Source organism: Candidatus Anaeroferrophillus wilburensis (genome assembly GCA_016934315.1).
GTDB classification, from domain to species: Bacteria; Desulfobacterota; Anaeroferrophillalia; order Anaeroferrophillales; family Anaeroferrophillaceae; genus Anaeroferrophillus; species Anaeroferrophillus wilburensis.
In genome coordinates, this window is sequence record JAFGSY010000023.1 from 1 (window position 1) to 10935 (window position 10935).

The 10935-nt window shown below is 54.0% G+C and carries 8 protein-coding genes; 7 read left to right on the plus strand and 1 reads right to left on the minus strand.

What is annotated here, in order from left to right; genetic code table 11:
• Window positions 1-74: 74 nt before the first annotated feature.
• The 5 genes from JXO50_05740 to JXO50_05760 all read left to right on the plus strand — a co-directional run bounded on the left by JXO50_05740 (window position 75) and on the right by JXO50_05760 (window position 5004).
• Window positions 75-704: a glycosyltransferase family 2 protein gene (locus JXO50_05740; protein MBN2332592.1), complete on the plus strand. Its 630-nt coding sequence runs from the start codon at window positions 75-77 to the stop codon at window positions 702-704.
• A 153-nt stretch (window positions 705-857) separates the two neighbouring features.
• Window positions 858-2345 (plus strand): glycosyltransferase family 2 protein, encoded by a 1488-nt coding sequence (locus JXO50_05745; protein MBN2332593.1) that lies wholly within the window; start codon window positions 858-860, stop codon window positions 2343-2345.
• Window positions 2342-3397, plus strand: a complete 1056-nt coding sequence (locus JXO50_05750) for a (Fe-S)-binding protein (GenBank protein MBN2332594.1) — start codon at window positions 2342-2344, stop codon at window positions 3395-3397. Before JXO50_05745 ends, JXO50_05750 begins: the two co-directional genes overlap by 4 nt.
• A gap of 48 nt (window positions 3398-3445) precedes the next feature.
• Window positions 3446-4102, plus strand: coding sequence for a TVP38/TMEM64 family protein (locus tag JXO50_05755; protein MBN2332595.1), 657 nt, complete (start codon window positions 3446-3448; stop codon window positions 4100-4102).
• The gene (locus tag JXO50_05760; GenBank protein MBN2332596.1) at window positions 4099-5004 is read left to right on the plus strand and encodes a sulfurtransferase; all 906 of its coding nucleotides are present in this window, start codon (window positions 4099-4101) and stop codon (window positions 5002-5004) included. The genes JXO50_05755 and JXO50_05760 overlap by 4 nt, the downstream gene beginning before the upstream one ends.
• Window positions 5005-5063: 59 nt before the next feature.
• On the opposite strand, the gene JXO50_05765 is transcribed toward JXO50_05760, so the two are convergent.
• Window positions 5064-6302: a hypothetical protein gene (locus tag JXO50_05765; GenBank protein ID MBN2332597.1), complete on the minus strand. Its 1239-nt coding sequence runs from the start codon at window positions 6300-6302 to the stop codon at window positions 5064-5066.
• A 123-nt stretch (window positions 6303-6425) separates the two neighbouring features.
• On the opposite strand from JXO50_05765, the gene JXO50_05770 reads away from it, so the two are divergent.
• Both JXO50_05770 and JXO50_05775 read left to right on the plus strand, forming a co-directional pair.
• The gene (locus JXO50_05770; protein MBN2332598.1) at window positions 6426-9476 is read left to right on the plus strand and encodes a methyltransferase domain-containing protein; all 3051 of its coding nucleotides are present in this window, start codon (window positions 6426-6428) and stop codon (window positions 9474-9476) included.
• A 219-nt stretch (window positions 9477-9695) separates the two neighbouring features.
• A complete protein-coding gene (locus JXO50_05775; GenBank protein ID MBN2332599.1) occupies window positions 9696-10586 on the plus strand; it encodes a hypothetical protein in 891 nt (296 codons plus the stop codon).
• The last annotated feature ends 349 nt before the right edge of the window (window positions 10587-10935 follow it).

The window sequence follows — 10935 nt, forward strand, 5'->3', positions numbered from 1 at the left end:
CAAAAAATTTGAACTGACCGATTCGGCAGCGTAAATCACCTTTTGCCCAAGAGGCTCAACTGTAAGGAAGGTCCTTGACTTTTACACATCAGGGAATTGTAGTCGTCGACAACGGCAGCACCGACGGTACCCAGGAAGCCGTCCTGAAAGCCAAGATCACCCTGGTTCACGAGCCAAGGAAAGGCTATGGCAGCGCCTGCTTACGCGGCATGAACCACGTGGCGAAACAAAAGGAAAAACCTGAAATCGTTGTTTTTCTTGATGGCGATTATAGTGATTATCCCCGCGAAATCGACCTGCTCCTCGATCCCATTCGCACTAACGAAGCCGATTTTGTCATCGGTTCCCAAACCAGATATCCAGCCGGGCGTTCGGCCCTGACGCCCCAGGCCCGGTTCGGCAACTGGCTGGCAAGCAAACTGATCCAATGGTGCTGGCATGCCACGTTTACCGACCTTGGCCCTTTCAGGGCTATTCGCTATCAAAGCCTCATGAGTTTGCAGATGCAGGATCAGACCTTTGGCTGGACAGTGGAAATGCAGATCAGGGCTGTCAAAAAGGGACTGCGGATCAGGGAGGTGGCCGTATCTTACCGCCAGCGCATCGGCAAATCAAAAATCAGCGGGACGGTAAAAGGCACGGTACTGGCCGGTTGCAAAATTCTATCCACTATTTTTAAGGAAAAATTTTTACTGCCGGGATGACGACTTCATCACTCATCCCAATGGTAAGCAACATTGCTATTCATATTACCTATTGGACACCCAGTAAAAAAAATTGTAGATAGCGTCTTTTAGCATACAAAATATTCATGCATACCAGGCAAAAAATACTGCCGAGAAAGATATCTCTTTACCATGCATCACCTGACCACCTTGCCCTGGTCCGTCAAAGCCTACTATCTGGTTCTTACCTGTCTGGCCATATTCTGTTTGCACCGTTTATTCCTGGTTGTCCTTTACTATCGTAAAAAAGGCTCATTTCGCAGCGATCCGCCTCTTCTGCAACCCTTGCCGCCAGTTACTATCCAGCTGCCGGTCTATAATGAAAAATATGTTGTCCAGCGCCTGATTGAAGCCAGCTGCAGCCTTGACTATCCCAACGAGCTGCTGGAAATCCAGGTGCTGGATGACTCAACCGATGAGACCTCGGACATCATCCGGCAGATAGTTCAGCACAAAAAAGCCGCCGGGATTCATATTCATCATCTGCAGCGTCAGTCACGGACCGGCTTCAAGGCCGGAGCCCTGGCATACGGAATGGGAAAGGCCAAGGGTGCATTCATCGCCATTTTTGACGCTGATTTCATCCCTCCGGCAGATTTTCTCACCGCAACCATCCACCAATTTTCCGATCCGCAGGTAGGCATGGTACAGACCCGCTGGGATTATGTGAACCGCAACTACTCTCTGCTTACCAGAATCCAGGCATTACTGCTCGACGGCCACTTTGTCATTGAACATGCGGCTCGCTTCCTGTCCGGAAGATTTTTCAACTTCAATGGTACGGCCGGCATCTGGCGCCGGGAAGCCATTGTTGATGCCGGCGGCTGGCAGCATGACACGCTGACCGAAGATCTTGATCTCAGTTATCGGGCCCAACTGCGGGGTTGGCGCTTTATCTTCCTGAACGATGTAACGGTAGCCAGCGAGCTGCCGGTTGACATCAATGCCTTCAAAACTCAGCAGCACCGATGGGCCAAAGGTTCGGTGGAAACGTTGACCAAACTGGCCTTCCCCATTCTCACCAGCAAACAACCATGGAAAGTGAAAATTGAAGCGATCTATCACTTGTCCGGCAATCTTGCCTACGTGCTGGTTGTGCTCCTGGCCCTCCTCATGTATCCGTCGGTACTCGGGCGCTTTGACCTTCAATGGCAGCTTCTCCTGACCCTGGATCTGCCGCTGTTTTTCTGCTCCTTCCTCACGGTTGCCATTTTCTTTCTGGCGGCGCAAAAAGAAAGCGGCAACCTGCAGCGGACAACCGTTATTCTGCTGCCTTTAACCATGGCCATGGGTGTCGGCCTGGCAATCAACAACGCGAAAGCGGCGCTGGAAGCCCTTGTTCATCATAAAACCCCTTTTATCCGCACGCCAAAACTCGATGTTACCGGCAAAAAGGCTGTCTGGAGACCGGGAACCTACCACTGTCGGATGATGGCTATTCCCATTCTGGAACTTATGATGGGCTTTTATTTTCTCCATATTATGCTGGTGGTGGCCGTCATGGATAAATATCTCCTGCTCCCATTCCTGCTGCTCTTTTTTGTCGGTTTTATGATGAGCGCCGTCTTCAGTTTTTACCACAACGCTGCAGCCATCATCCACGGCGGAAGAACAGCATGAGCACCCCGCACCCACTGCTGCAGGATTGCATCGAATGCGATAAGTGTACCAAATCATGCTCTTTTCTCCAGCGGTATGGCAATCCCAGGGCCATCGACCAACAGCTGGCAGCTCATTTTGACCCCCTCATCCCTTATTCCTGCTCATTGTGCAGCAGATGTCAGACCGTCTGTCCGGTCAACATCCGGATTAAGGATTATTTTCTTGAACAACGCCGGCAGGCTGTACAGCGGCAGCAGGGCCCCCTGAAAGCGCACCAGGGGTTGCTGCGTTACGAAACGATGGTCAACTCCCGGCTGTTTACCGCCTACGCCATCCCGCCTGAGGCCAGGAGAGTCATCTTCCCCGGCTGCGGCGCCATCGGCAAGAATCCGGCGACGATCAAAAAGCTGCATGCGTTTCTGGAACAGGAGCTTGGGGAACCGATTGGCATCGTGCTGGATTGCTGCCTGAAGATCTCCCATGATCTTGGCCGGCAGCACTTTTTCAACACCCGGTTCTCCGGTAAAATCAAAAAGCTGCAGGATAACGGCGTGGAAGAGGTTATCACCTTGTGCCCAAGCTGTACGGATGTGTTCAACGCCTATTCCCCGTTGCGAACGACACCGGTATATCGCTACCTGGCAGCCGCGCCCAGCAGCCGGAAATCATTGCCGGAGCGGCGCTATGCGGTTCATGACCCCTGCGTTTTACGTTATAACAAACAAGTACAGGAAGACGTCCGCACCCTGATCAAGCAGGGGCAGGCGGAGGTCATGTCGATGCCCCACGAACGGCAGAATGCTCTGTGCTGCGGCGAAGGCGGCGGCGTCTGCCATGTCGACCCCAGCCTGCCGGCGGCCATGAAAGCAAAAAGACTGCAGGAGACCGACCAGCCGCTGGTGGTCTACTGCTACGCCTGCCGGGATTTCCTGGCCAACGATCGCGTGGACGTCGAGCATATTCTCGACCTGCTTTTTGAAACCACAATGGCCACCCCCGCATGGAAAACCTGGGTCAACCGTTTTTCCCTCAAATGCACCTTCATATCTCATGGGCGGAAAAATAAATAATCTTTTCCGGAGATGCCCCGACATCCCTTTACTCGAGAAATACTACAGATGAAAAAACATCTAAAACCCCTGATTTTTCTCCTTTTCGTCGCCGCGGTTCTGGTCGCCATCCGACAGTTCAACCTCAGCCAGCACCTCAACCAGGAGGCCTTGCAGGCATTTCTGGAGCGAACCGGCGGCTGGGCACCATTATTTTTCATGGCTCTTTATGCCGTCGCGCCGGCTTTTTTTCTCCCCGGCCTGCCCTTGACCCTGGTTTCAGGCATCCTCTTCGGCCCCGTCTGGGGAGTAGTCTATGCCATTATCGGAGCCACCATCGGCGCCACCATCTCCTTTCTTCTGGCCCGCTACCTGATCAAGGATTGGATTTCCCAGAAAATCAAAGGAACAAAACTGGAACACTTGTACGAACGAGTCGAACAGGAAGGCTGGAAGCTGGTGGCCTTTACGCGGCTGATTCCCTTGTTTCCCTTTAACCTGCTCAATTATGCCTTTGGCATCACCACGGTAAAGACCAGCCATTACATCCTCACCTCGTTTATCTGCATGCTGCCGGCCTGCATTGCCTACGTCGTCTTCGGCAGTTCTCTTATCGACCTCATCCAGGGAAGAATATCAAAAGAATTCATCATCGGCATTCTTTTGATCATCGCTTTGAATATTCTGGTCCTGGCAATCAGAAAGAAGAGGGGGCAGCAGTCATGAAAGCACCGGTCACCCTCTTTGGGCTGTTTCTGCTGCTCCTGCTGCTCATCCCCTGTTCACCAGCGCAGGCAGCCATGTTCATGTCACCTGAAGCACTCAACGATAGAATGAATAACCTTGATGACATAGTCATCATTGACACCCGCAGCACGTTCGCTTTTTTCAAAGGGCACATCAAGGGTGCCATCCATCTGGACAGTGGTTGTGGCGGCGGACTCTGCCGCCGGCAGCATGAACTGCCCTGCGTTCTTAAGGATGATGCCGAGATTGTCGCTCTATTGCAGGAAAAAGGGATCTGTCCGCAAAAACAGGTCATTCTTTATGGCGACCGGGACAACTGGGGGGCTGAAGGTCGACTGTATTGGCTATTGGAAAAACTCGGTTTTCAGCAGCTGGCGGTCCTCGACGGCGGCTTTGCCGGATGGCAGCGGCTGAAACTTCCCAGCGCATTGCTGCCGTCCGGAAACCTGCCGTCCTGCGAAGGCACGTTTCCGGTCGAAGGCCGGATTCCAAGACTTTCAGCCGCCGAACTGTCTGCCCGGATAAAGCAGGGACAGGCACTGGTCATTGACACCCGGACCATGGAAGAGTTCCAGGGCGCGGTCCTCTATGGAGAAAAACACGGTGGACATCTGCCTGGCTCCTATCACCTCCACTGGCTAGACCTGGTCACCGATGACTATCGCTTGAAAGCACGGCCGCAGCTCTTTCAGCTGCTCGCCGGCCAGGGGATTCCCATGCCCGAAGAGATGGGCGACCGGACCATCGTCACCCTCTGTACCGGCGGCGTCCGCTCCGGATTTTTGTACCTGGTGTTGAAATACCTGGGTTATCCCCGGGTGGAAAATTATGACAACGGCTTCTGGGAATGGGCACTGGAAGATCTGCCGGTGGAAAAGTGATGACAAGCCGGACCCGGTTCCAGGCACGATGATGGCAGCTGCTCCAGAATAGTGGTGTTTTATTGCCTGGGATGCCGTAATCGCAGTGCACCAAGGGTTTTTACCACGTACCAGCCGGCCGGCAGATAGATCAGCCCGGTGACCAGATACTGCTCCTGCCAGATGCCTGCCTGGAGGTAGCGCTCCAAGACCACATAGGAAAAAGGCAGGAAAGAAACAAAAAGAAATAATTCGAGGACCGGCTCCAGGACGAGAAACGGCAACAGCCAGAGGCCATACCAGGGATGCACGGTGGGGGAAACCAGCAGCAGGCCGAAAAAAAGCCAGACCTGACGGCGATACCTCCGGGGCTCGTAGATATTCACCAGAACCCAGAAGACGGCATAACCGCCGGCAAGCAGAAAACGCAGCGCCAGGTGGTTGTTGACAAAAAAGGTCCCCAACGTATAAAGGCTGGCATTGAATTGCCAATGCTGGGCATAGGTTGACAGTGAGGAAAAAGGGGAAGAACCCGTGAGAACAAAGGGAAGATAGACAAGAACAATCACCGTTGCCAACCCCAGCAGTGAACCTTTTCGGCGGCATTCACCCACCATGATCAAGGGCACAAATTTTGTCAGGACGGCAGCGGCCAGCGCCAGGCCGGCTGCTCCCCAGCGGCGGCCGGCAAACAAAAGGAGGGTCAACATCATAGCAGCCACCATGACTGCTTCATGATGACCGCTCCAGGAAATCTCCATAAGCGGCAGCGGATGCATGACATACAGCATGATCCGGCGGCGGGGCAGATGCTCACGAGATAACAGCCAGAACATCACCGTAACTGCCAGCAGGTCAAAACCGGTCATTACTATTTTATAAAAAACCGGCGAATAATACAGCCAGCCGATCACTGCGTTGATAGCCAGCATGAGCGGCGGATAAATGGCAGTCAAAGATGGATGATTGATGAACGGATAATAGGTATCCCGCAGAAATGCCAGCGTGTCACTGTCGGGAGGCAGCAGGTAGGGGTTGAAGCCATGACGAATTATTTTCCCCTCCCACAGGCAGCGGTACAGATCATCAGAGAGCAAGGGCGCTTTCGCCAGCAGCAGGCATCTGCCCAGCAGGGCAATGGCAATCAGCCAGGCAAGATCACCATGGGAAAGGATTGATAACCGGCGTGCCATAAAGGCATAACCGATCAGCAGCAAGCCATAGCCAGTCAGGAAAGGAACATTGGCAAAACGGCTGATCATCGCCAGAACCATGATTCCCAACAGATAACAGCCATACATGATGATTTTATCACTCATGACCCCCCATAGCACAACAGCAAGGATGCTTCCAACAAAAACAACTCGCTGCCGACATGCCTTCCGCCTCGGGGGCAGTGGCATCAAGCGGACCTTCATGAGCCAAAACAGGGAAAAGAAACCATGTTGAACAAAATCAAGGCAACCGCGCCAGTAGTGACACCATACGATCCCCGGCAATGGACCAGGCTGGGAAAAAACGCCATTCCCCTTTATGTCAATCGTGACAAACCGGACTGGTTTGTTCCCAATCGGGCCGGGGATGAGCTTCTGAGGGCTCTGGCTCAGGGAGCGCCCGTGCCGTCCGATCCCGAAACCCAGCTTTTTCTGCAGCGGCTGCCGGAAAGTCAACCTGTCGAGCTGTCTCTGCTGCCCACCTCGTTAACCACAGATCATCTGCGGGAATGCTGGCTGCATATCACCAACAACTGCAACCAGGCTTGCAGCCATTGCCTTTTTTCCTGTGCTCCCGGCAGAAAGGAAGAATTGAGTATTGAGCACATTGTTCCCCTGGCCGATGAGGCGACTGCCCTGGGCTGCCGGGTTTTCGCCCTGACCGGCGGGGAACCGCTGGTTCACCAGCACTTTGCCGCCATTGTCAACCACCTGCTGTCAGGGCCGGACATCCACGTGGCGGTTCTGACCAACGGCTTGCTGCTGCGGCGCTATGCCGACGATCTTTCGCATTGGCCGGCAACCAATTTTCATCTGCAGATCAGCATTGACGGTATCGGTGCGGCCCATGACCGTTTCCGGGGCCATGGAGCTTTTGTCCGCTTAATGACGGAACTTGCCTGGCTGAACAGCCAGGCCGTTCCCTTTACCCTTTCCATGTGCGTCACGGATGACAATCTCCAGCAGATGCCGGCAATGATTGATCTGGCCGCTGAGGTTGGCGCTGCCAACGTTCACTTCATGTGGTACTTTATCCGCGGCCGTGGGCAGGTCGAATCCTTCGTGCTGCCGACAAAGATCTTTTCCCAGTTGCAGGCGGCAGAAGCCCGGGCGGCACAACTGAATATCGGCATCGACAACCTTGAAGCCCTGAAAACCCAGATTTTTGCGCCTCCGGGAACCATCCACTGGTCCGGCTCCTCCGCCTGGGAATCCGTGGCCATCGGTCCGGATCGACGTTTGTACCCTTCGCCGGCCCTGATCGGCATTCCGGAACTGGGCCATGAAATAACTGCCGATCTGGCAACATCCTGGCGCACCAGCCCGATCTTTGACACTGTCCGCCACGCTTCAGCAACCACGCTTGATCATCCTTTGCGATTTATCTTAGGCGGCGGCGATCCCGATCACAGCTACATGCACGGCGGCACCTTTTCCGGCAATGATCCCTATTGGCCCCTCTATGAAGAAACGGCCCTGTGGCTGATAACCCGGGAAGCGGCACGACAGCCCGACAGCGGCAGCCCGGGTCTCAGGCTCAAGATGGGTGATGTTTTGGAAAGCTGCGGTGCTCATGGCCGGGAAGCCCTGGTGCACAGCAATTGCCTGCTTTCCCTCACCCAGCCCAACAGCCGAGCGGTCGTTAAATCCTTCTACAGCAGCGCGGCGGCATCTCCCAACCAGGATATCCTCAACCCGGTGGATTATCCCGCTGAACTCGTCTCCCATATTCCTCAAGCCTCACGAGTGCGCAGCTACGGTTGCGGCAGCCCGGTTCTTGATGCGGAGCTGGAACCGGGAGAATATCTGGTAGATCTTGGCAGCGGCAGCGGGGTGGAATGTCTCATTGCTGCCCGCCTGGTGGGACGGGAAGGAAAAGTCACCGGCATTGATATGCTTGAACCAATGCTGGACCTTGCTGAAAAAAGCGCCCGCCTGGTCCGCAAAAACCTGGGGTTTGACAACCTGACCTTCACGAAAGGCTACCTTGAGGATCTGCCTCTGGATGACCAGACCGCCGATGCCGTCATCTCCAACTGCGTTCTCAACCTGTCAACCAACAAGAGACGGACATTCAGTGAAATCTATCGGGTCATAAAGCCGGGCGGACGCCTGGTGGTTGCCGACGTGGTGTGTGAAACGGAACCTGATCCAAAAATCCGCAGCGATGAAACCCTGCGGGGTGAATGCATCGCCGGCGCCATGACCCAGAAAGATCTTTTTGGTCTGTTGCGGGAGTCAGGCTATATCAATCTGCGGGTTCTCAAACGATTCCCCTACCGGATTGTGGACGGGCACCATTTTTATTCTCTGACCTTCATGGCCCGGAAGCCGGAACCGGGAAAAACAGTAAAAATGATCTATCGTGGTCCTTTTACTGCCGTCCTGGCCGCCGACAACCACCTGCTGGCGGCCGGCATGACCTATGAGTTGCCTGACAGCCTGCTGACAGGGTGTGGTGAAGAAATTTTCAGGCTTGATGACCACGGATTTGTTACCAATGTAGATTTGGGAGAATCCTGCTGCGCTCTGCCGCCGGAAGCGTTCAGCGACCAGCAGAAGCCGACCTCACCGGCCGGGGAAGCTGGCCGGCGAGCGGTGGACTGCATGGTCTGTGGCGAACCGCTTCTGTATCTGAATGCCGATGAAGAAAAAATCTGCTACTATTGCGGCCAACGTTTGGCGGCCAATGCCGTTTGCCGGGCCGGACATTTTGTCTGCGACCGCTGCCACAGCGAAGATGCCCTGCAGATCATCGAACATCTGTGCACCACCACCGCTGCAACGGATATGATCGCTTTGCTGCAGCAGATTCGCAGCCATCCCAAAGTACCCGTTCATGGCCCTGAGCATCATGCCCTGGTCCCGGGAATTATCCTGGCAACCTATAAAAATCTCGGGGGGGAGATAACCACTGACACCATCAGAACCGGAATCTCCCGTGGCGCCAAGGTGCCGGGCGGTTTCTGCGGATTCTATGGCGCCTGCGGCGCGGCATTGGGGGTCGGAATCGCCTTCGGCCTTATTCTCCTGTCAACCCCGCTCAAAGCATCAGCCCGGCAGCAGATTCAGCACGCCACCCAAACCTGCCTGGCGGACATTGCCGCCCTGGAAGCCGCACGATGCTGTCAGCGAGATTCCTGGCTGGCCCTGCGCAAAGCCGCGGAAATCTCCCAAACGCTGCTGCCCCTTTCATTGCATGCGGAGGCACCGCTGCGCTGCCGGCAGATGGGCGTCAATCCTACCTGCATCGGCTCCGACTGTCCTTTATTCCCATGAAAAAGCGGCCCGACAGATCCCAAAGCCCGGCCACCATGGTTTTTGCCGCACCTGTCTCCCCCGGCTGCCGAAGATGCAGCCTGCTGCCCATTGCTGTTACCTATCGACCCAGCCTCTTTGATTGGAATTAACATTTTGACATGATGGTAGGCAACCAGTACATCTCGATGTACATTTGTTATCCACATTATAAATAATACAAAAAAGGGGAGAGGGGAAATGAACAAATTAATGCTGCTGGCTGTTCTGGTCTGCTTTATCGTCGTGCCAGGTTCCAAGGCATTTGCCGGTGCCTGGGCCATGCCCAAGGGTAAACTCTACAGCCGGCTGTCATACAACAAGTATGAGGCTAAGAAATTTTTTGATGAGGATGGAGATACTCGTTCCTCATCACCGGGCGACGGCCGGGGGCGCCACTTTGAATATATTGAAGACCGGTACACCCTCTACCTGGAATACGGCTTGCTGGAGAACATCACCCTGCTGGCTTCGATTGATTCAAAAAATGCTGAATGGACGTACAAACGTGGTGGCATCCCGCCGGTACCAGTGGAAAAATCAGCCCAAACCAATGGCATCGGCGATATTCAATTGGGGGTCAAATACCAGTTTTTCTCCTCTGATATCGGCGTATTGTCTCTCCAGGGCCTGTTGAAAACGGCGGAAGCCTATGATCATCGTCATACAGGCGACTTGGAGATTCAGTTGGGAGACGCTCAGGATGATTATGAAGTACGGCTTATGTATGGACGGTCACTCTACCCGTTGATTCCCGGTTATTGCAACCTTGAGACCGGCTACCGCTGGAGAACCCAGGACCCGGCTGATGAGTTTAAATATCTGGCTGAAATCGGCGTTGATGTCACCAAGATGATCTATCTCAGGGCCAAACTGGATGGCAGCCTTGACATGGGGAATGGTGACGACGTTGCCACTCTCGCGTATGACGCCAACGGCAATGAAGTGGAGCTGGGCAAACTGGAACTGACAGCCGGCATAAAGCTTTCCCAGCAGTGGGGATGCGAATTGAGCTGCACGAATGATCTGTACGGTAAAAACACCACCAAAGGCACCACCTATTCTTTTGCCCTGACTTTTATCGGTTTTTAATGTCCTGATGCACCAATGTATTCCGTTACAAAAGCGGAGTGCTCGATTGCCTACCAAGACAACAGCGGCGATCGCATAGCGCCATCGTTGTCAATGACAAGACAGCCTTTGTGGCCGGAGTCTGCCGCATCAAGATGCCTTAGAAGTTCAAAAGCCCCGCTTAACGCAGGGCTTTTCCTTTCAAGAATCAGGGTTTTCTGTCGATAACATTATACTGGCTAGAGTTCTCCATCCTTTTTGCATTCCAGGAAGACCACGGCAATCAGGACCATGAATACCACCATCTCCCAGGACTCATGCCAGCCGGAATATGTTGGAGAGAGAAACCATGCGAAATCGATTTTTGCAA

Excerpts from the sequence above, each read along its gene's own strand:
- JXO50_05745 (MBN2332593.1), top strand. The coding sequence starts at position 858 with ATGCATCACCTGACCACCTTGCCCTGGTCCGTCAAAGCCTACTATCTG.
- JXO50_05750 (MBN2332594.1), top strand. The coding sequence starts at position 2,342 with ATGAGCACCCCGCACCCACTGCTGCAGGATTGCATCGAATGCGATAAG.
- JXO50_05755 (MBN2332595.1), top strand. The coding sequence starts at position 3,446 with ATGAAAAAACATCTAAAACCCCTGATTTTTCTCCTTTTCGTCGCCGCG.
- JXO50_05760 (MBN2332596.1), top strand. The coding sequence starts at position 4,099 with ATGAAAGCACCGGTCACCCTCTTTGGGCTGTTTCTGCTGCTCCTGCTG.
- JXO50_05765 (MBN2332597.1), bottom strand. The coding sequence starts at position 6,302 with ATGAGTGATAAAATCATCATGTATGGCTGTTATCTGTTGGGAATCATG.
- JXO50_05770 (MBN2332598.1), top strand. The coding sequence starts at position 6,426 with ATGTTGAACAAAATCAAGGCAACCGCGCCAGTAGTGACACCATACGAT.
- JXO50_05775 (MBN2332599.1), top strand. The coding sequence starts at position 9,696 with ATGAACAAATTAATGCTGCTGGCTGTTCTGGTCTGCTTTATCGTCGTG.